At 64.6% G+C, this 19,254-nt stretch carries 18 protein-coding genes; 12 read left to right on the top strand and 6 right to left on the bottom strand.

The annotated features are described in order from the left end of the window. Window positions 1–39 precede the first annotated feature (39 nt). The 4 genes from rpsO to MI302_RS05565 are packed head-to-tail and all read left to right on the top strand — an operon-like array spanning window position 40 to window position 4,764. Window positions 40–309: a 30S ribosomal protein S15 gene (rpsO, locus tag MI302_RS05580; RefSeq protein WP_015716867.1), complete on the top strand. Its 270-nt coding sequence runs from the start codon at window positions 40–42 to the stop codon at window positions 307–309. 57 nt (window positions 310–366) lie between these two features. Next, the gene (pnp, locus tag MI302_RS05575; protein WP_239726433.1) at window positions 367–2,511 is read left to right on the top strand and encodes a polyribonucleotide nucleotidyltransferase; all 2,145 of its coding nucleotides are present in this window, start codon (window positions 367–369) and stop codon (window positions 2,509–2,511) included. Between the two features lie 57 nt (window positions 2,512–2,568). Beyond that, a complete protein-coding gene (locus tag MI302_RS05570) occupies window positions 2,569–4,299 on the top strand; it encodes a ribonuclease J (protein ID WP_239726432.1) in 1,731 nt (576 codons plus the stop codon). 3 nt (window positions 4,300–4,302) lie between these two features. Continuing rightward, complete coding sequence (locus MI302_RS05565; protein WP_239726431.1) at window positions 4,303–4,764, top strand: universal stress protein; 462 nt, start codon at window positions 4,303–4,305, stop codon at window positions 4,762–4,764. Window positions 4,765–4,817: 53 nt separating this feature from the next. Here the strand turns inward: MI302_RS05565 and MI302_RS05560 are convergent, their stop codons facing one another. Both MI302_RS05560 and MI302_RS05555 read right to left on the bottom strand, forming a co-directional pair. Further along, window positions 4,818–5,036: a sodium:calcium symporter gene (locus MI302_RS05560; RefSeq protein WP_239726430.1), complete on the bottom strand. Its 219-nt coding sequence runs from the start codon at window positions 5,034–5,036 to the stop codon at window positions 4,818–4,820. An 86-nt stretch (window positions 5,037–5,122) separates the two neighbouring features. Beyond that, a complete protein-coding gene (locus MI302_RS05555; protein WP_239726429.1) occupies window positions 5,123–7,561 on the bottom strand; it encodes a cation-transporting P-type ATPase in 2,439 nt (812 codons plus the stop codon). Between the two features lie 68 nt (window positions 7,562–7,629). Between MI302_RS05555 and MI302_RS05550 the strand changes: the two genes are divergently transcribed. Both MI302_RS05550 and MI302_RS05545 read left to right on the top strand, forming a co-directional pair. Further along, window positions 7,630–8,196, top strand: coding sequence for a thioredoxin family protein (locus tag MI302_RS05550; protein WP_239726428.1), 567 nt, complete (start codon window positions 7,630–7,632; stop codon window positions 8,194–8,196). A 72-nt stretch (window positions 8,197–8,268) separates the two neighbouring features. After that, window positions 8,269–9,201: an NAD-dependent epimerase/dehydratase family protein gene (locus tag MI302_RS05545; protein WP_126169986.1), complete on the top strand. Its 933-nt coding sequence runs from the start codon at window positions 8,269–8,271 to the stop codon at window positions 9,199–9,201. A 101-nt stretch (window positions 9,202–9,302) separates the two neighbouring features. On the opposite strand, the gene MI302_RS05540 is transcribed toward MI302_RS05545, so the two are convergent. Then, window positions 9,303–10,751 carry a lyase family protein gene (locus MI302_RS05540; protein WP_239726427.1) on the bottom strand — a complete coding sequence of 483 codons (1,449 nt, stop codon included), beginning with the start codon at window positions 10,749–10,751 and terminating at the stop codon, window positions 9,303–9,305. A gap of 86 nt (window positions 10,752–10,837) precedes the next feature. Here MI302_RS05540 and MI302_RS05535 point away from each other — a divergent pair, with 86 nt between their 5' ends. The 6 genes from MI302_RS05535 (at window position 10,838) to MI302_RS05510 (ending at window position 17,506) form a co-directional block, all read left to right on the top strand. After that, a complete protein-coding gene (locus tag MI302_RS05535) occupies window positions 10,838–12,022 on the top strand; it encodes an ABC transporter substrate-binding protein (protein WP_239726426.1) in 1,185 nt (394 codons plus the stop codon). A gap of 51 nt (window positions 12,023–12,073) precedes the next feature. After that, a complete protein-coding gene (locus MI302_RS05530; protein WP_015716857.1) occupies window positions 12,074–12,949 on the top strand; it encodes a branched-chain amino acid ABC transporter permease in 876 nt (291 codons plus the stop codon). 87 nt (window positions 12,950–13,036) lie between these two features. Continuing rightward, on the top strand, window positions 13,037–13,813 hold the full coding sequence (locus tag MI302_RS05525; RefSeq protein WP_126169991.1) for an ABC transporter ATP-binding protein: 777 nt from the start codon (window positions 13,037–13,039) through the stop codon (window positions 13,811–13,813). Next, window positions 13,804–14,553 (top strand): ABC transporter ATP-binding protein, encoded by a 750-nt coding sequence (locus MI302_RS05520; RefSeq protein WP_239726425.1) that lies wholly within the window; start codon window positions 13,804–13,806, stop codon window positions 14,551–14,553. The genes MI302_RS05525 and MI302_RS05520 overlap by 10 nt, the downstream gene beginning before the upstream one ends. Before the next feature lie 30 nt (window positions 14,554–14,583). Then, the gene (locus MI302_RS05515; protein WP_038030121.1) at window positions 14,584–16,437 is read left to right on the top strand and encodes an AMP-binding protein; all 1,854 of its coding nucleotides are present in this window, start codon (window positions 14,584–14,586) and stop codon (window positions 16,435–16,437) included. Window position 16,438: 1 nt separating this feature from the next. Next, window positions 16,439–17,506, top strand: coding sequence for a branched-chain amino acid ABC transporter permease (locus MI302_RS05510; protein ID WP_038030120.1), 1,068 nt, complete (start codon window positions 16,439–16,441; stop codon window positions 17,504–17,506). On the opposite strand, the gene MI302_RS05505 is transcribed toward MI302_RS05510, so the two are convergent. The 3 genes from MI302_RS05505 to MI302_RS05495 form a co-directional block, all read right to left on the bottom strand. Next, entirely contained in the window at window positions 17,507–18,049 is a 543-nt protein-coding gene (locus MI302_RS05505; protein WP_054392359.1) for a glycerol-3-phosphate acyltransferase, read from the bottom strand. 95 nt (window positions 18,050–18,144) lie between these two features. After that, the gene (locus tag MI302_RS05500; RefSeq protein WP_239726424.1) at window positions 18,145–18,552 is read right to left on the bottom strand and encodes a SufE family protein; all 408 of its coding nucleotides are present in this window, start codon (window positions 18,550–18,552) and stop codon (window positions 18,145–18,147) included. A gap of 9 nt (window positions 18,553–18,561) precedes the next feature. Then, window positions 18,562–19,254, bottom strand: coding sequence for an SDR family oxidoreductase (locus tag MI302_RS05495; RefSeq protein ID WP_015716850.1), 693 nt, complete (start codon window positions 19,252–19,254; stop codon window positions 18,562–18,564).

The raw sequence follows: 19,254 nt of genomic DNA, 5'->3' as shown, positions 1-19,254 counted from the left end.
AAGGGGCCAAAAGCGCCTTCCCCCCTGACGGAGGTAGAGATGCCCATCAGCAAAGAGGAAAAGCAAAAGGTCATAGAGGAGTTCGCCCGCTTCCCCGGGGATACGGGGAGCACTGAGGTGCAGGTGGCCTTACTCACCTTGCGCATCAACCGGCTTTCCGAGCACCTCAAGGTCCACAAGCACGACCACCATTCCCACCGCGGCCTTCTCATGCTGGTGGGGCAAAGGCGCAGGCTTCTCCGCTACCTGGAGCGGGAAGACCCCGAGCGCCACCAGGCCCTGGTTGAGAAACTGGGCCTTAGGAAGTAAACTGGTAACCAGGTCGGGGGCGGGGCCTTAGGGCTCCGCCTTTCGCTTGAGGGAACTATGCCGGAAGCCACACCCAACACCCCACAGGCCCATAGGTACGAAACCCAGGTGGCTGGCCGCCCCCTGGTGTTGGAGGCAGGGAAATACGCCAAACAGGCCTCGGGCTCGGTCCTGGTGCGCTACGGCGACACCGTGGTCCTGGCCACCGCCCAGGCCTCCGAGGAGCCCATAGAGGCGGACTTCCTTCCCCTCACCGTGGAGTTTGAGGAGCGGCACTATGCCGTGGGCAAGATCCCGGGAAGCTTCATGCGCCGGGAAGGGCGGCCTGGGGAAAAGGCCATTCTCTCCGCCCGCATGACGGACCGGCCCATCCGCCCCCTCTTCCCCAAGGGGTTCCGGCACGAGGTACAGGTGATCGTCACCGTGCTCTCCGCCGACCAGAAGAACCCCCCGGACATCCTGGGGCCCACGGCGGCCAGCGCCGCCCTCATGCTTTCGGACATTCCCTGGGAAGGCCCCGTGGCCGCGGTGCGGGTGGGCCTCATTGGGGGGCAGTTCGTCCTGAACCCCACCCTGCAGGAGCTTTCGGAAAGCGCCCTGGACCTGGTGGTGGCGGGAAGCCGGGACGCCATCCTCATGGTGGAGGCCGGGGCCCAGGAGGTGGACGAGGAAATGCTGGTCCAGGCCCTGGAGTTCGCCCACCGGGAGATGCAGCCCATCCTGGACCTGCAGGAGGAGATAGCCCGGGCCCTGGGCAAACCCAAGATGGCCTGGACCCCACCCGAGGCCCTCAGCGAGGAGGAGAAGGAAGCCTTCTACCGCTTGGCCGTGGAGCGGGGGCTTTCCGCCGTGCTCCAAACCGCCAGCAAGGGGGAGAGGAGCCGGGCCCTCGAGGCCTTTGCCGAGGCCCTGGTGGCCGAGGCCCTGCCCAAGTTGGAGGACGGCACCCCGGACGAGAGCAAGAAACCCCTCTACGAAAGCGCCTTTGACGAGGTGGTGCGCAAAGAGCTCAGGCGCCTCGTGCTGGAGGAAGGCAAGCGGGCGGATGGCCGCACCCCCAAGGACCTCCGGCCCATCTGGATCGAGGTGGACGTCCTGCCCCGCACCCATGGCTCCGCCGTCTTCACCCGGGGGGAGACCCAGGTGCTGGGCACCGTCACCCTGGGCACGGGACGGGACGAGCAGATCATCGACGACCTGGGGATTGACGAAACGGAAAAGTTCCTGGTGCACTACAACTTTCCCCCCTTCTCCACCGGGGAGGTCAAGCGCCTGAGGGGGGTTTCCCGCCGGGAGATAGGCCACGGAAACCTGGCCAAGCGGGCCCTCAAGGCGGTCCTGCCTCCCGAGGAGGCCTTCCCCTACACCATCCGGGTGGTGGGGGATGTGCTGGAGTCCAATGGCAGTAGCTCCATGGCCACGGTCTGTGCGGGATGCCTGGCCCTGATGGACGCGGGTGTTCCCCTCAAGGCCTCGGTAGCCGGGGTGGCCATGGGTCTGGTGTGGGAGGGGGAGCGGGCGGTGATCCTCACCGACATCCTGGGACTGGAGGATGCCCTGGGGGACATGGATTTCAAGGTGGCGGGAACCCGAAAAGGGGTCACCGCCTTGCAAATGGACAACAAGGTGGGTGGGCTTCCCCGGGAGGTGCTGAAGGAAGCCCTTATGCAGGCCCGTGAGGCCCGCATGAAGATCCTGGACCTCATGGAAAGCGTCCTTCCTGCCCCACGCCCCGAGCTCAAACCCTTTGCCCCCAGGATTCTCTCCCTGAAGATCCCCGTGGAGAAGATCGGCCTGGTCATCGGCCCCGGGGGCAAGAACATCCGGGCTTTGGAGGAGCTCGGGGTAGAGGTGGACATCCAGGAAGACGGGACGGTGCGCATCTACTCCAGCGACCTCGAGGCGGCCGAGAAAGCCAAGAAGCGAATAGAGGAACTCACCATGGAGGCCAAGGTGGGCGAGATCTACGAGGGTACGGTCACCCGCATCACCCCCTTTGGGGCCTTCATCAGCCTCTTCCCCGGCACCGAGGGACTTCTCCACATCAGCCAGATCGCCCCCGGCCGGGTGGAGCGGGTGGAGGACCACTTGAAGGTGGGGGACGTGATCAAGGTCAAGGTGCACCGCATCGACGAGCGGGGCAAGATCGACCTGATCCGGCCCGAGCTGGAGGGCAAGATCCCTCCCAGGCGGCGCAGCTAGCCCTGGGGGGTTTTCCTTAGGGCAAGATCCCGGCCAGGCCGGGGAGATGGGAGGTTTATGGAAAACAAAGAACGCAAGCCAAGGAAAAGACGGCGCAGAAGGCCATCGGACGCCGCTTCCCTGGGCCTTGGAGAGGGCAAGGACTATGTGGAGATCATTCCCCTAGGGGGGATGGGGGAGATCGGCAAGAACATCACCGTTTTCCGCTTCCGGGACGAGATTTTCGTGCTGGACGGGGGGCTTGCCTTCCCCGACGAAGCCATGCCCGGGGTGGACCTCCTCATCCCCCGGGTGGACTACCTCATAGAAAACCGGCACCTCATCAAGGCCTGGATCCTGACCCACGGACACGAGGACCACATCGGGGGGCTTCCCTTCATCCTCCCCATGGTCTTCGGAAAGGAAAGCCAGGTGCCCATCTACGGGGCCAAGCTCACCCTGGGCCTCCTAAAGGGGAAGCTGGAAGAGTTCGGTTTGAGGCCAGGAAGCTTCAACCTCAAGGAGATCTCCCCCGACGACCGCATCAGCGTGGGGCGCTACTTCACCCTGGACCTCTTCCGCATGACCCACTCCATCCCCGATAACTCCGGTCTGGTCATCCGCACCCCCGTCGGTACCATCGTGCACACCGGGGACTTCAAGCTGGACGCCACCCCCATAGACGGTAAACTCTCCCACCTGGCCAAGGTGGCCCAGGCGGGGGCGGAAGGGGTCTTGCTCCTCATCGCCGACTCCACCAACGCCGAGCGCCCCGGTTACACCCCGAGCGAGATGGAGATCGCCAAGGAGCTGGACCGGGTCATCGGCCGGGCCCCGGGCAGGGTCTTCGTCACCACCTTCGCCAGCCACATCCATCGCATCCAGGCGGTGATCTGGGCGGCGGAGAAGTACGGGCGCAAGGTGGCCATGGAGGGGCGGAGCATGGTGCGGTTCAGCCGCATCGCCATGGAGCTGGGCTACCTCAAGGTGAAGGACCGCCTCTACACCCTGGAGGAGGTCAAGGACCTCCCCGACCACCAGGTGCTGATCCTGGCCACGGGAAGCCAGGGGCAGCCCATGTCCGTCCTCCACCGCCTGGCCTTTGAAGGCCACGCCAAGATGGCCATCAAGCCCGGGGACACGGTGATCCTCTCCAGTAGCCCCATCCCCGGCAACGAGGAGGCGGTGAACCGGGTCATCAACCGGCTCTACGCCCTGGGGGCTTACGTCCTCTACCCCCCTACCTACAAGGTTCACGCCTCGGGGCACGCCTCCCAAGAGGAGCTCAAGCTCATCCTGAACCTCACCACCCCCCGTTTCTTCCTCCCTTGGCACGGGGAGGTGCGCCACCAGACCAACTTCAAGTGGCTGGCGGAGTCCATGAGCCGTCCCCCGGAGAAAACCCTCATCGGGGAGAACGGGGCCATTTACCGCTTAACCCGGGACACCTTTGAGAAGGTGGGCCAGGTGCCCTCCGGGGTTCTCTATGTGGACGGCCTGGGGGTTGGGGACATCACCGAGGAGATCCTGGCCGACCGCCAGCACATGGCCGAGGAGGGAATCGTGGTCATCACCGCCTTAGCGAGCCAGGACCCGGTGGTGGAGGTGGTGTCCCGGGGGTTTGTCAAGGCCGGGGAGCGGCTTTTGGGCGAGGTGAAGCGCATGGCCCTCGAGGCCCTGCAAAACGGGGTGCGGGAGAAAAAACCCTTGGAGCGCATCCGCGACGACATCTACTTCCCGGTAAAGAAGTTTTTGAAGAAGGCCACGGGTCGGGACCCCGTAATCCTGCCCGTGGTCATAGAGGAGTAGACCATGTACCAAAGCATCCTCTTACCCACTGACGGTAGCCCGGCTGCCGAGGCCGGGGTGCAAGAAGGCCTCCGCCTGGCCAAGGCCTTGGGCGCAAAGGTGGCCTTCCTTTACGCACTGGAGCCCCTGGGACCCAGGCTGCTTCTAGGCCCAGAAACCCTGCCCTATTACCAGGCCCTGGTGGACGATATGCGGAAGGAGGGCCTAGCCGCCCTGGACCGCGCAACCCGCATGGCGGAGGAAATGGGGGTGGGGTTTGAAGCCCATCTCCTGGAGGGGCGGGCGGCAGAGGTGATCCTGAAGGAGGCGGAAAAGCACGACCTTTTGGTCATGGCCACCCATGGGCGCACGGGGCTGGACGCAATGCTTTTGGGTAGCGTGACCCAGGAGGTGGTCCGCCGTAGCCCCAAGCCGGTCCTGGTGGTCCCTTACCGCACCAGGGGCAGCGAGGCCGCCAGTAGATAAAGGACCAGGATGGCCCAGGAGTCGTAGGCCAAAACCCAAAGCTTCCTCAGGCTCTAGTACATGAGCCCCGTAAGCACCGTCCCCGCCATACCCAAGAGGACTAAGACGCTGAAAAGGTGGCTTCCCTCCACCTGGGCCAAAAGGGGGCCAGGAAACAGGGGATCGGCATAGGAGAGAAGAAACGTGTTGAACATGACGCTCCCCAGCACGTTGCCCAAAGCCAGGTCCACCGCCCCCAGGCGGGCGGTGGCCTCGGGCAAGGTGGTGACCAACCCTTTTCCAACATAAGCCGGGCCACCTCTGCCAGGGTGGTTTCGGGATGTACTCACCACGGGGCCGGTCATGGCATCCCTTGCCTTCATCGCCTAGCCTCCTTCCGCCCTATTAACCGGTCCACCCCTTCGGCTATGAGCCAAGCCAAGAGGGCAAGCGCCAAAACCAATCCCCAGACCCATACCGGAACCGGCACCGCCTCCAACACCCCAGGGGCCAGGGTGCCGAGAAGGATCTGGATCAGGATGCCCAGAGCCACCGCCCCGTGCAGGTAAGGGTTTGGAAGGGGTATCAGGTGCGTGTGCCGGGCAGCGTAAGCAAAAAAGAGCTGGCCCAGGGTCATGAAGTGGAAGGTGGCGGTACGCGCCACCTCGGTGGCACTTAAAGGGGCTTGGATCCGTCCCCATCCCGGCAGAAGGGCCAAAAGCAACAAGGCAAAGGCGGCCTTGATGGTTCCCGTGAGGAGGATGAACCGCAAGGAGGGGGCGTCCAAAAGGGGGCTGTCCTTGGGCCTGGGCGGCCGCTCCAATACCCGGGGATTACGGTCCAAGGCCAAGGCCAGGGCAGGAAGGCCGTCGGTCACCAGGTTGATCCAGAGAATCTGCACCGCGGTGAGGGGAAGAAGCAGGTGCCCAGCCTCGTCCCTGAGGCTGAGGAGTGCGGCAAACACCATACCCAAGGCCACCACCAAGACCTCAGAGAGGTTGGTGGAGAAGAGGAAGCGGATGAACTTCTGGATGTTCTCGTAGATGCTCCGCCCCTCTTCAATGGCCGCCACGATGGTGGCGAAGTTATCATCCATGAGAACCAGGTCCGCCACCTCCCGGGAAACGTCCGATCCCCTTTGCCCCATGGCCACCCCCACGTCCGCCCGCTTGAGGGCCGGGGCATCGTTCACCCCATCCCCGGTCATGGCCACTACCTCTCCAGCCTTCTGGAAAGCCTCCACGATTCTCAGCTTGTCTTCCGGCTTGACCCGGGCAAAGACGTCTACCTCAAGAAGCTCCTCATCGGAGAGCTCCCCTATCTCCTCCCCGGTGGCCACCACTTCGGCAGGAATGCCCACCTTACGGGCGATGGCCAAGGCAGTAGCCGGGTGGTCCCCGGTGACCATCACCACCCTAACCCCCGCCTGCAACACCTTGGCCACCGCCTCAGGCACCTCCGGGCGGGGCGGATCCAGGAGGAGGACAAAGCCAAGAAAACTTAACTCCTCTTCCTTCTCACCCTCACCATGGGCTAGGGCCAGCACCCGAAAGCCCTCCTTTGCATAGGCTTCCGCCTGTTCCAAAAGGGAAGCCTTGTCCTCTTGGCTTAGAGCAAGGCGAGGGATAAGGGCCTCGGGAGCCCCTTTGAGGAAGCTACCCTGGGGCGTGGTAACCCGCATGTACTTCCAAGCGCTGTCAAAGGGTCTTTCGGAAAGCCTGGGGTTTTCTTGGCGGACCCGCCTCACGTCCAGGTGCTCCGCTGCATAACGCAAAAGGCCTATCTCCAAGGGGTCCCCCGCGCCGGTTTCCAGGTCCGCATCGTTGCAGAGGACCATGGCGAGAAGGGCCCTTTGGGGGTCCGGCCCCACCACCTTTTGCACCTCCATGCGGTTCTCCGTGAGGGTACCCGTCTTGTCGGTGGCAATAACGGTGACGCTCCCCAAGGCCTCCACCGCAGCAAGGCGCCGCACCACCGCCTTGCGGCGGGCCATCCGCTCTACCCCCAGGGCCAAGGCCAGGGTGAGGACCGCAGGAAGCCCCTCAGGCACCGCCGCCACCGCCAGGGCCACGGCGAAGAGGAGGACCTTGCCGGAAAGGCCCTCCACCAGAAAGCCCAGAACCACCAGGGCCGCGGCGAGGACCAGCACCCAGCGAGCCACCCGATGGCCAAAGGCCTCGAGGCGCCGCTCCAGCGGGGTCTTTTCCTCCTCCATCTCCGAAAGAAGCCCCGCGATGCGGCCCATGGCGCTCCTTAGGCCGGTACGGCTTACCTCCATTAGGGCCCTTCCCCGCACCAACAGGGTGCCGGAAAAGACCTCGTCCCCTACCCTCTTCTCCACCGGAACGCTTTCCCCGGTAAGGAGGCTTTCATCCACCAAGACCCCGCTGGCCTCCAGGAGCACCCCATCTGCCGGTATGCGGTCCCCTGCCTCCAGGCGCACCACATCCCCGGGCACGATCTCCCGGCTGGGGAGGTGCTGGAAGCGACCATCTCGGAGGACCCAGGCCATGGGCTCCGCCAGGGCCTCAAGGCGCCTTAGGGCCTCCTCCGAACGCTTTTCCTGCAGGGTTCCGAGCCCGGCATTGAGAAGCAGGATGGCCAGTATGGCCAAAGACTCTAGGGGAAGGCCATGGGTTCCCTCGTAAAGCCAAAGCCCCAGGTCCACCAGGAGGGCAAACAACAGGATGTAGATGAGGGGGCTCTGAAACTGGCGCAGGAACTTGCGCCAAAGGGGCTCGGGCGGCTTCTTTGGAAGGGCATTGGGACCGTACTCCGCCAAGCGCCTTTGTGCCTCCTCTGAGGTAAGCCCCCGCATGGTGAGGATTATACTAAGGCCCGAAGGGGCTTATTGTCCTCCCCGGACTCTTACGCTAAGATAACCGCATGTTGCAGTATCCCGAGCTTCCCTTGGAAAGCCCCCTTATCGACGCCGAGCTTCCCGACCCGCGGGGAGGACGGTACCGGCTTTCCCAGTTCCAGGAACCCCTCTTGGCCGTGATCTTCATGTGCAACCACTGCCCTTACGTGAAGGGCTCCATCCAGGAGATCGTGAGCCTGGCGGAGAAGTACCGGGGCCGGGTAGCCTTCGTGGGCATCAACCCCAACGATTACGAACGCTACCCCGACGACGCCCCGGAGAAGATGGTGGAGTTCGCCAAGGAGCACGGCATCTTCTTCCCCTACCTTCTGGACGAAACCCAGGAGGTGGCCAAGGCCTACAAGGCCCTGCGCACCCCCGAGGTCTTCCTCTTTGACGAAAGGCGCCTCCTCCGCTACCACGGCCGCGTCAACGACAGCCCCAAGTTCCCGGAGCAGGTGCAAAGCCATGACCTCGAGGCCGCCATCGAAGCCCTGCTCAGGGGGGAGGAGCCACCCCTTAAGGAGGCTCCCGCCATCGGCTGCACCATCAAGTGGCGGCCTGGGAATGAGCCCGAGGTCAAAATCGGCTAATCCCCAGACGAGGGCCTTATAGGATGGAGGCGGTTTACCCCGCCCTGCTACGGGCGGTTGGGGAGGATATGCATGCGCGTATTGGTAACGGGCGGAGCAGGTTTCATCGGTAGCCACATCGCGGAAAGCCTGGTGCGCGAGGGTGTGGAGGTGGCGGTCTTGGACAACCTCTCCACGGGCAGACGGGAAAACGTCCCCAAAGGCATCTACTTCTACAAGGTGGACCTCAGGGACAAGGAAAGCCTGGAAAGGGTCTTTAGGGAGTTCCGCCCCACCCACGTTTCCCACCAGGCGGCCCAGGCCTCGGTGAAGGTAAGCGTGGATAACCCCACCCTGGACTTCGAGGTGAACCTCCTGGGCGGTTTGAACCTCCTCGAGGCCATGCGAAAGTGGGGGGCGGAGAAAATGGTCTTCGCCTCCACCGGGGGAGCCATCTACGGGGAGGTTCCCGAAGGGGAACGGGCCGAGGAAACCTGGCCCCCCAAACCCAAAAGCCCCTATGCCGCCAGCAAGGCTTCCTTTGAGCACTACCTCTCCGCCTACGGGCAAAACTACGGGCTCAAGTGGGTGTCCCTGCGCTACGGCAACGTCTACGGCCCCCGGCAGGACCCCCACGGGGAGGCCGGGGTGGTGGCCATCTTTTCGGAAAGGATCCTCAAGGGAGAACCGGTCACCCTCTACGCCAGAAGGACCCCCGGGGACGAGGGGTGCGTGCGGGACTACATCTACGTGGCCGACGTGGTGCGGGCCCACAACCTGGCCCTGAAGGGTCTGGAGGGAATCTACAACGTGGGAACGGGGGAGGGACACACCACCCAGGAGGTCCTCCTGGCGGTGGCCGAGGCCGCCGGTAAGCATCCAGAGGTCAACCCAGCCCCTCCGCGTCCCGGTGATCTGGAAAGAAGCGTGCTCTCTCCCTTGAAGCTCATGGCCCATGGCTGGCGGCCCGAGGTGGGTTTCCAGGAGGGCATCCGGCTCACCGTGGAATACTTCCGCACCCGCTGACATACCCCCCACCCCTATCAGATGATGGGGGTATGAGTGCTCGTTTCTTTCACCCCGCCTGGTTCGCCTTGGTCATGGGGGGAAGCGGGCTCCTGTACCTCCTAGCCCCGGGGCTCTTCCTGGTGCTCCTGGCCTTCTACCTGCCCCTGCTGATCCGTAGCCTTCTCGCCTTCCTCCGCCTGGAAACCCTCAGGCCCTTTGGCCAACAGGCGCCTGGCCAGGCGCACCCGAGCCCTCAGGGCCACTAAGGCCTTCCGGTCTTCCTTAAGCCGCTTCCTGGCCCGGGCCATCGCCTCCGCCCGGGCCTTGGGCCCCACACCCCCCAGGACTTCCCGGCGGGCGAAAAAGCCCTCGAGGCTCATCCAGGCGATGAGTTCCTCCCGCTCCACCCCCAAGAGCTCGGGCCGGACCCCGGGTAGGGCGCCCTGTACCCGCCGGTACGCCTCGGCAAGGGGCACCCCCTTGCGCACCAACAGGTCCACCGCCTCCGAGGCCAGGACCTCCGGGGAGAGCTCCTCCAGGAGGAGGGCTGGCTCAAACTGGCTTTCCTCGAGGGCCACCCGGGTAAGCTCCAAGACGGCCTCAGCACTTTCCAAAAGCCCCGCCAAGGGCTCCAACACCCCGGTGGAATGGTCGTTGAGATCGGTGAACGGGGTGTTATGGTTCAAGAAGGCCAAAGTACCCGCCCCCCCCAGAAGATGACCCGCATAGATGCGGGCGTGCTCCAGCACCACGGGATTTCGCTTCTGCGGCATGAAGCTGGAACCCTGGGCCAACCCCTCCCCTACCACGAAGGCCCCCCGCTCCGCCAGGGCCAGCAGGTCGGTGAGGAAACGGGAGAGGCTGGTGCCCAGTCCCGCCAGGGCCGAGGCCGGCTCCAGGGCATAATCCCCAGAGGCCACGGCATCCAAGGTGTTCTCCACCGGCCCGGCAAAACCCAAAAGGGCGGCGAGCCGCCGCCGGTCCACAGGATAGGGGTTCCCCGCCAGGGCACTGGCCCCCAAAGGGCAGCGATCCAGGGTGTCCAAAGCCTGTTGCAAACGGCGGAAGTCCCTCTCCAAAAGGGCCTCCACCCCGAGTAGGTAATGGTCCAAGGTGGAGGGCTGGGCGGGCCGGTGGTGGGTGCGCAGGACCAGGGGTACCCCGGCGTGGGCCCCGGCAACCCGGAGTACCGCCCCCCGTAGGCGAAGAAAATCCCCCAGCAAGGCCAACACCCGGTCCCTCAGGTAAGCGCGAAAGGCCGTGAGGTCCAGGTCGTTGCGGGATAGCCCCCGGCGTATGGCCCCCGCCACCTCTTCCCCCCAGTGCTCGGCAAGCTGGGAGTAGATGGAGAAGAAGACATCCTCCACCTCACCGGTGAAGCTGGGAAGCGGAAGGGTACGGAGTTCCCTTAGGGCCGCCACCGCCTCCTCCGCCCTGGGAATGCCCAACCGGGAAAGCTCCATGGCGTAGGCGGTGAGGGCATCAAAGAAATGGGGGACCAGGGCCTCGCGGGCAAACCGGTAGTGGCGGCCCAGGACAAAGCGGCGGTAAACGGTGTGCCAACGCATGCTTTCATCCTAGACCTTCCCGAAGGACTTGACGGGTGGCTTCGGGCATGGTATTTTTCCGAGTACAACCCGAAAGGAGGCGTACGATGAAGCGCAGGGAGTTTTTGAAGAAGCTGGGTGTAGGTGCATTGGCCGCGGTGGGCATGCCCTATATCGCCACCGCCCAGGCGCGGACGGTGAAGCTCGCCGCCCTCCTTCCCCTCACAGGACCCTTCGCCTTTGCAGGTAACGCCTCTCGCGAAGGCTTCGTGGATGGGGTGGACTACGTGAACGAGGTCCTGGGGGGCGTGGGTGGCCGCAAGCTGGAGCTCATTGTGGAGGATACCGGCTACGACGTGGCCAAGGGCACGGCCGCCTTCAACCGGGTGGTATCCCGGGAACGCCCCGATGAGCTCCTCTTCGTATACGGGGACTCCACGGGGCTCTCCAAAGCCTTGGCCCCGGAGATCGCCCGCATGGGCCTTCCCTACTCCGCCACCAGCTTCGCCAACGAGCTTGCCGATCCCAAGACCTACCCCACCATCTTCGTTTTCGGCCCCACCTACAACGACATGATGGAGGCCCTCCTACGCCAGATACGCCTGCAAAAGGGCCGGGCCCGCATCGCCTTGGTCTACTCCAACACGGAGTTCGGCCGCGATCCCATCCCCTACGCCAAGGAGCGGGCCAAGGCCTTGGGGATGGAGATAGTCCACGAGGAAGTCACGCCCCCGGCCTTCACGGACGCCACCCCCGTGGTCCTCAACCTGCGCCGGGCCAATCCCGACTTCGTGATCCTCCAGGGCTACGCCCTTTCCGCGGAACCCTTGATCCTCCGCACCGCCAGGGAGCAAGGCTTAAGGGCCCAGTTCATGGGCACCTACTACTCGGCAGAGCTGGCCCTCATCCAGCGGGCAGGCCCCGCCGCCGAGGGATTCACCGTCACCTACCACAACGCCTACTGGTACGACACCCTGGTGCCGGCGGTGAACGAGCTAAGGAAGTTCCGCCAGAAAAAGGGACGGGACACCTCCTACCGGCCCACCTACTACATGGGGAGCGTGGCCGTAGCCCTGGCCGTGGCGGAGGCCATGCGCCGGGCAGCCCAGGCGGGAAAGCTCACCCGGGCCGGGCTGGTGGAGCAACTGGAGAAGATCGGGGACTATAACGCCATGGGCCTAACGCGGGGCTTCCAGTTCGTGAACCACCGCCTCCCCTATACCAAGCTCTACCGGGCCAGCGTGAAGGACGGGCGCTTCAACGCCATCACCGACTGGATCAAGCTGGCCTGACCCCTGTTCCGCCCCCAGGCTTCCCGTGCCTGGGGGCAGCCCAACACGCCTATGCCCGACCTTCTACCGTATCTCATCGGCGGCCTAGCCAACGGAGCCCTCTACGGCCTTCTGGCCTTGGGTTTCGTCTTGGTCTACCGGGCCACCAGCGTGGTGAACTTCGCCATCGGCGAGTTCCTCCTGGTGGGGGCTTACCTGACCTATACCTTCGCCCTCTTCCTCCCCTTACCCCTGGCGATACTGGCTGCCTTGCCCCTCGCCTTCCTCTTTGGACTCCTGGTGGAACGGGGTTTCGTGCGACCGCTTTTGGGCAGGAGCGTGGTGGCGGTGATCATGGCCACCATCGGCCTGGCGGCCGCTTTGGACGGGGTGGTGCAGCTCCTTTGGGGTCCGGACCTCAAGTACCTCTCCGGAAGCCTCCCCAACCTGGGGTTTCAGGCTGGGGGAATTTTCGTCTCCTCCCGGGCCGTCTGGAATCTGCTCCTGGCCCTGCCCCTGGGCTTGGGCCTCCTTTTCGCCTTAAGGCGGAGCCGCTACGGCATCCTGGTCCGGGCCATCTCCGAGCGGGAGGTGGCCGCGCTGGCCCTGGGCATCCCCACCGCCCGCATCCTGGCGGGAGTTTGGGGGATCTCCGCCCTCCTGGCCACCCTCGCCGGGGCCCTTCTGGCTGCGGCCAGCGGGGTAGGGCCCAACCTGGTCTTCTTGGGACTAAAGGTCTTCCCCGTGGCCATCCTGGGGGGATTGGACTCGGTGGGGGGAGCGCTTTTGGCGGGGTTGATCCTTGGGGTCCTCGAGGCCCTCTCCCAGCGCTATCTGGAACCCCTCCTTCCCGGTTTCACCGAGGCCCTGCCCTTCGTGGTGGTGCTCCTGGTCCTTCTGGTGAGGCCCTATGGGCTATTGGGCGAGCGGCAGATTGAGAGGGCGTGACACCACCCCGCCCTGGCTGACGCCAGGGTGGGAACCCAGGGAGAACCCTTCTCCAAACTCCGTGGGCATGGAGGTTGCCAAAGCATGATCCTAGCTGTAGAGAACCTCAAGGTAGTCTACCGGGGGGTGATCCTGGCCCTGGATGGGGTCTCCCTGGAGGTCAGGGAGGGAGAAGCGGTGGCCCTGTTGGGCCCCAACGGGGCCGGCAAGAGCTCCTTGGTGCGGGCCGTAGCCGGCCTGCTATCCCAGTTTGAAGGGCGGGTGCTGGACGGGCACGTCCGCCTCTTCAGGGAGGACACCACCCACCTGGACCCGGTGCGCATCACGGGCCTTGGGCTTACCGCGGTCCTCGAGGGGCGCCCCATCTTCCGCTACCTGACCCCTGTGGAGAACCTGGTGGCCGCAGGGCACCGCCTTTCCCCACGGGAGCTCAAAGAGGGCATGGAGGAGGTCTTCGCCCGCTTTCCCCGGCTTTACGAAAGGCGCCACCAGCAGGCGGGCTACCTTTCGGGGGGCGAGCAGCAGATGCTCCTTCTGGGGATGGCCCTTCTCACCCGGCCCAAGGTGCTGGTGGTGGATGAGCCTTCCCTGGGCCTCGCCCCCAAGCTGGTGGAAGAGGTGATGCGCACCCTGGAGGCCCTAAGGCGGGAGAAAAACCTGAGCCTCCTCTTGGTGGAGCAAAACGCCCGGGCGGCCCTCTCCATCGTGGACCGGGTTTACGTGCTGGAGCGGGGCCGGGTGGTGTTTGAGGGGGATGCCAAAGCTGCCCAGGAGGACCAGGATGTGTTGGAGTTCTACCTGGGCAAGGAAGAGGTGGGCTTCCGCCAGTCCAAGCGCTACCGCAGGAGGAAGCGATGGGTGTGATCCTCGAGGCCAAGAACCTCCACCTCGCCTTCAAGGGGGTCAAGGCCCTGGTGGGGGTGGAGTTCCGCGTAGCTGAGGGGGAGTTCTTCGCGGTGATCGGGCCCAACGGGGCAGGGAAAACCACCCTCTTGAACGTCCTTTCCGGGGTGTACGAGCCCGACGAGGGAGAGGTAACCTTCCTGGGCCAAAACCTCCGGGGGAAAAGCCCCCAGGAAAGGGCCCGGATGGGCCTGGCCCGCACCTTCCAAGGCTTGGAGATCTTCCGGGGCATGAGCGTTTTGGATAACGTGAAGCTAGGGGCCGAGCTAGCCCTGTCCACCTACCCCCTGGCCCTCCCCCGGGCCCAGCGGGAATGGCAGATTAGGGCTTGGGCCGAGGAGGTTCTGGACTACCTCCACCTCTCCCCCTTCCGCCACGCCCCTGCGGGCATGCTTCCCTACGGGCTGCAAAAGCGGGTGGAGGTGGCCCGGGCCCTGGCCAGTCGGCCCAAACTCCTCCTCCTGGACGAGCCCATGGCCGGTCTGTCCCTCGAGGAAAAGCAGGACCTGGCCCGCTTTCTCCTGGATGCCCAGGAGGAATGGGGAGTAACCCTTCTTTGGGTAGAACACGACCTAAGGGCCGTTTTGGAGCTTTCCGACAGGGTCTTAGTTCTCTCCTACGGAGAGGTGCTCTACCAAGGCCCGCCACAAGGGGTACGCCAGGACCCCAAGGTGGCGGAGGCCTATCTGGGGCAGGCGTAGTAAGCCCATGCAGGCTGACCTTGAGGAAACATGGAAGGAACGTTGCTCGCTTACCTGTACCAGCATGCTAGCCGGGAGCCAGAGGCCCCAGCCCTTAGGGTGAAGCGGCTTGGGGTCTGGCAGAAGACCTCCTGGAAGGACCTTTTGGACCGCACCCTAAGCCTGGCCGGGGGGTTATGGGCCTTGGGCCTGGGGGAAGGTGAGGTCCTGGCCATTCTTGGGCACAACGCCCCCGAGTGGGTGGAGGCCGAGCTGGCTGCCCAAGCCTTGGGAGCCTTGCCCATGGGCATCTACGCGGACGCTATGCCCGAGGAAGTGGGCTACTTCCTGGAGTTCACCGGGGCCAAGGGCATCGTGGTCTCCGACGAGGAGCAGCTGGACAAGGTCTACCCGCACCTGCACCTGGTGCAGTTCGTCCTGGTCTGGGAGGAGGCGGGGATGTCCCGTCACTTCCAGGGCAAGGTGCGGCGCTTCAGCCAGGCCTTCGGGGATCCCAGGGTGGGCGAGGAAGCCCTGAAAAAGCGCCGCCCCGAGGAGGTGGCCCTCCTCGCCCCCACCTCGGGCACCACGGGGAGGAGCAAGCTGGCCATGCTCTCCCACCAGAATCTTCTCGCCGGCCATTATGCCCTGCGGGAAGCCCTGGGCTTCCAGAAAGGGGCCTGGGTCTTCAGCTACCTGCCCCTCCCCTGGATCGGGGAACAGATGCTCACCGTGGTGCAAGGCCTGGTGGAAGGATCCACCGTGCACTTCCCCGAGGACCCCACCACTCTCCGGGAAGATCTGAAAGAGGTCCAGCCCGATTTCTTCCTGGCCCCCCCGAGGCTTTGGGAGGACATGGCCAGCCTCATCCAAAGCCGCATGGTGGATGCCGATCTCCTGAAGGCCTTCTTCTACCGCGTGGGGATGGGAGCCCTTCTGGAAGGGGCGAGCCGCGAGTTCCGGGGGGAGAAGGTGAGCCTTTGGCTCAACCTAAAGCGGGCCCTCTTCTACCCCCTCATCGCCAGGCCCCTAAGGGCCAGGCTAGGCCTTGCCGCCTGCCGCATCGCCGTCACCGGGGGTGCCCCTTTAGGCCCCGAGGTCTTCACCTTCTTCCGGGCCCTAGGCCTGGACATCCGCCAAGTCTACGGCCAGTCGGAAACCGCAGCCGCCACCACCGCCCACACCACCGGGGATGCCCCGCCGGAGACCGTGGGACCACCCCTGCCCCACACGGAGGTGCGCATCAGCGAGGAAGGGGAGATCCAGGTCAAGGGGCCCCAGGTCTTCCAGGGCTATTTCCGCCAGGAGAAGGCCACCGAGGAAAGCTTCACCGAGGATGGCTTCTTCCGCACCGGGGATGCCGGCTTCTTTGACGAAAGGGGGCATCTGGTGATCCTGGGCCGGGTCAAGGAGGTGGGGGCCCTTTTGGACGGTACCCGGTTTGCTCCCCAGTTTTTGGAAAATCGCCTGAAGTACTCCCCCTACATCCGCGAGGCCGTGGTGCTGGGGCACGGAAGACCCTTTGTCACGGCCCTCATCGAGCTGGATCCGGAAAACGTGCAGAACTGGGCCAGGAAACGGGGCATTCCCTTTACCACCTACCTATCCCTCACGGAACGGCCCGAGGTCAAGGCCTTGATCGCCGAGGAGATCCGCATGGTGAACCAGACCCTTCCCGAAAAGCTCAAGATCCAGCGCTTCGCCATCCTCCCCAAGGAGCTCCACCCCGACGACGAGGAGATCACCCGTACCCGCAAGGTGCGCCGCCAGGTGGTGGAGGCCCGCTACGGCCCGGTGATCCAGGCCCTCTACGGCGAGGGCGGAAGGGTGGAGGTGGTGCTTCCCATCCGCTACCTGGAAGGGGAAGGGAGGCTCGAGGCCACCTTAGAGGTGCAGGAGGTCTAGGATGTACCCCCTTAGCAAACAGCTTACCGATGCCTTTAGCCGCCGCTTCGCCCGGGCGGTGCGGGAAACCTACCGGGAGGACGAAGCCTACGCCAGCACGCCCTTGGGGCGTCTGGCCTTGGGGGTTTTCCTGCTTTTTCTCGTGCTCCTACCCTTCCTTCTCTCCCCCTACCCCATGTACGTGGCCACCCTGGTGGCCATTGGCGCCTTAAGCGCCTTGGGCCTCCACCTTCTCGTGGGCGGTGCGGGACAGATCTCCTTGGGGCATGCCGCCTTCATGGGGGTAGGCGCCTACACCGCAAGCCACCTTTACGGCCCTTTGGCCTTCCTGGGCATCCTCCTGGGAGGGGGAATCGCCGCCCTTTTGGGTCTCGTGCTGGGCCTTCCCTCCTTGCGCATCAAGGGGGTCTACCTGGCCATCGCCACCCTGGCCTTCCAGTTCCTGGCCGATTACGTCTTCAAGAACTGGGAAGGGGTCACCGGGGGTATCCGGGGAAGGACCCTACCCCCGGCAGAGCTTTTCGGCCTCGCATTGGACACGCCGGAGAAGCTTTGGTACCTGGTCCTCTTCTTTACCCTTCCCCTTTTCTTTTACGGGAAACGCCTCCTCATGACCCGGGCAGGACGGGCCTTCATGGCGGTGCGGGACAACGACCTCTCCGCCCGGGTGGCGGGGGTGGACCTGGTGCGGGTGAAGCTCATGGCCTTTGCCCTTTCCGCCTTTTACGCGGGGGTGGCGGGGGGGCTTTTGGCCCAGCTCTACAAGGCGGTAACCCCCGAGTACTTTCCCCTCACGGTGAGCATCCAGTACCTGGCCATGGTCATCGTGGGGGGGGCGGGCACGGTGCTGGGGGCGGTTTTGGGCGCCTTCTTCGTCCTCCTCATCCCTGAGGTTCTGAACAGCCTGGTGGGGGCCCTGGGGCCCCAGTACGCCGCTACCCTAGCTGCTTGGCGGAATGTGGCCTTCGGCCTCCTCATCCTGGCCTTTCTCATCCTGGAACCCCTGGGCCTGGTGGGGCTTTGGGGAAGGATGCGCAACTACTTCCGCACCTGGCCCCTACCCTACTAGCTAGCGATCCCAGTCCTTGAGGTGGCGCAAGGCCACGGGAAGGCCAAGCCCCAGGCCGAAGAGGAGGAAAGCGAAAGAAGGATGAAGCAAGGCCGCCAAGAGGGGTTGGGCCAAGGCCACCGCCAAGGCCACCCGGTAGGGCCGGCGAAAGAGGGCCTGGAGGATGGCGAAAAGAAGGAGGGAGCCCAAAAGCATCCGGGGATCCACCGCCAAAAGCACCCCGGCCCCCGTAGCCAGGCCCTTGCCTCCCCGAAAAGCAAGCCAGGGGGAAAACGCATGCCCAAACACCGCTCCCACCCCTCCGGCCAAGCCTCCCAAAGGGCTTCCCGCAACGCCCTCCCCCAAGACCACCGCCAGGATCCCCTTAAAGGCGTCCAGGAGGAGAACCATTAGGCCAGGCACGGGCCCCAAAACCCGGTAGGCGTTAAAGGCCCCGGGATTGCCCGAGCCCTCCTTAAGCAGGTTTCTTCCCCTAAGGGCCCCGAACCAGAAGGCTATGGGGAAACTTCCCAGGAAGTAGCCGACAACGAAGGCAAGGAGCATGGCTTATACCCTACCGGGGCCCCCACGCTGCCGCAAGGCAGCGTGGGGTGGTTTACCGGGGCCCCCACCCTGCCTAGTGGCAGAGTAGGGTGGCATTAAAGGGCTCTCCGCACCTGGTCCTGCAACCGCAAAAGGGCCGCCTCGAGGCCCCTTAGCCGTAAGGGGGTGAGGAGTTCCTCTAACCCTGCTCCCCGGTAGAAGGTGGGGGGCACGGAAAGCACCGCCTCAGGGGGCTCCCCCTCGAGGCCCTCCTTCAGAAGACCCGCAAAGGCCTTCACCGTGGGAGCTTCATCGGGGACGAAGAAGTGAAGCCTAACCCTTCCCCCCTCCACCTCCGCCCTCAGGAAGAAGGGGGTCTGGCATTCATGAACCCGTTCCAGCTCCACCCCAGGAGGCGGGGTGAGCACCTTTTTGGCGTATTCCAGAAGCACCTGGGCCTTGAGCTCCTTGGGCATGGCCCGAATCAGATCCAGGGCTTCCTGAAGCTTCTTGGGCAAAGCCATAGCCTTAGCTTAGCCCACCTTGGGGGCAGTGTGGGTGGGACGGAGCTCTATCTCGCTCACCATAGCCCTTTCCGGCATCTCCGCTGCGAAAAGCACCGCCTGGGCCACATCAAGAGGGGAAAGCTTCCAGGAGGCTCCCGGGGTGTTGCCGGCAAAGCCCGTGTCCACCGAGCCTGGCAGGATATTCACCACCCGTACGCCAGCCTCCCGGAGCTCCAGCATGGCCGCCCCCATGAGGCCCAAAAGCCCGAACTTGCTGGCGTTATACGCGGCCCCGCCCTTGAAGGCATTCTTGCCCGCCAGGCTGGCGATGTTCACCACCATCCCCCTCGAGGCCAAGAGGGCTGGCAAGGCCGCCTTGAGGCCCAAAAAGGGCCCCACCAGGTTCACCTCCAAAACCTGGCGGAACTCCTCCTCACTGAGCTCGGCCACGGGCTTCATCACGCCAATCCCAGCGTTGTTGACCAGGAGGTCCAGCTGGCCGTAAGCCTCCAAGAGGCCCGCCACCGCCTTCTGCCAGTCCGCAAAGGAGCGCACATCCCCAGGCAAGGCCACGGCCCCTTCCCCCAGCTCCGAGGCCAAGGCCTTAAGCCTCCCTTCATCCCGGGCAAAAAGCCCTACCCTGTACCCTTTAGCGTGGAGAAGCCGGGCGATGGCCTCCCCAATCCCCCGGCTTGCCCCCGATACCAAGGCCACCCGCAT

Origin of the sequence: Thermus sp. NEB1569, from assembly GCF_022385295.1 — a bacterium.
GTDB lineage: Bacteria > Deinococcota > Deinococci > Deinococcales > Thermaceae > Thermus > Thermus scotoductus.
The sequence above is the reverse complement of the archived record's forward strand: the minus strand, read 5'-3'. Positions and strand labels throughout refer to the sequence as shown.

Excerpts from the sequence above, each read along its gene's own strand:
- rpsO (WP_015716867.1), top strand. The coding sequence starts at position 40 with ATGCCCATCAGCAAAGAGGAAAAGCAAAAGGTCATAGAGGAGTTCGCC.
- pnp (WP_239726433.1), top strand. The coding sequence starts at position 367 with ATGCCGGAAGCCACACCCAACACCCCACAGGCCCATAGGTACGAAACC.
- MI302_RS05570 (WP_239726432.1), top strand. The coding sequence starts at position 2,569 with ATGGAAAACAAAGAACGCAAGCCAAGGAAAAGACGGCGCAGAAGGCCA.
- MI302_RS05565 (WP_239726431.1), top strand. The coding sequence starts at position 4,303 with ATGTACCAAAGCATCCTCTTACCCACTGACGGTAGCCCGGCTGCCGAG.
- MI302_RS05555 (WP_239726429.1), bottom strand. The coding sequence starts at position 7,561 with ATGCGGGGGCTTACCTCAGAGGAGGCACAAAGGCGCTTGGCGGAGTAC.
- MI302_RS05550 (WP_239726428.1), top strand. The coding sequence starts at position 7,630 with ATGTTGCAGTATCCCGAGCTTCCCTTGGAAAGCCCCCTTATCGACGCC.
- MI302_RS05545 (WP_126169986.1), top strand. The coding sequence starts at position 8,269 with ATGCGCGTATTGGTAACGGGCGGAGCAGGTTTCATCGGTAGCCACATC.
- MI302_RS05540 (WP_239726427.1), bottom strand. The coding sequence starts at position 10,751 with ATGCGTTGGCACACCGTTTACCGCCGCTTTGTCCTGGGCCGCCACTAC.
- MI302_RS05535 (WP_239726426.1), top strand. The coding sequence starts at position 10,838 with ATGAAGCGCAGGGAGTTTTTGAAGAAGCTGGGTGTAGGTGCATTGGCC.
- MI302_RS05530 (WP_015716857.1), top strand. The coding sequence starts at position 12,074 with ATGCCCGACCTTCTACCGTATCTCATCGGCGGCCTAGCCAACGGAGCC.
- MI302_RS05520 (WP_239726425.1), top strand. The coding sequence starts at position 13,804 with ATGGGTGTGATCCTCGAGGCCAAGAACCTCCACCTCGCCTTCAAGGGG.
- MI302_RS05515 (WP_038030121.1), top strand. The coding sequence starts at position 14,584 with ATGGAAGGAACGTTGCTCGCTTACCTGTACCAGCATGCTAGCCGGGAG.
- MI302_RS05510 (WP_038030120.1), top strand. The coding sequence starts at position 16,439 with ATGTACCCCCTTAGCAAACAGCTTACCGATGCCTTTAGCCGCCGCTTC.
- MI302_RS05505 (WP_054392359.1), bottom strand. The coding sequence starts at position 18,049 with ATGCTCCTTGCCTTCGTTGTCGGCTACTTCCTGGGAAGTTTCCCCATA.
- MI302_RS05500 (WP_239726424.1), bottom strand. The coding sequence starts at position 18,552 with ATGGCTTTGCCCAAGAAGCTTCAGGAAGCCCTGGATCTGATTCGGGCC.
- MI302_RS05495 (WP_015716850.1), bottom strand. The coding sequence starts at position 19,254 with ATGCGGGTGGCCTTGGTATCGGGGGCAAGCCGGGGGATTGGGGAGGCC.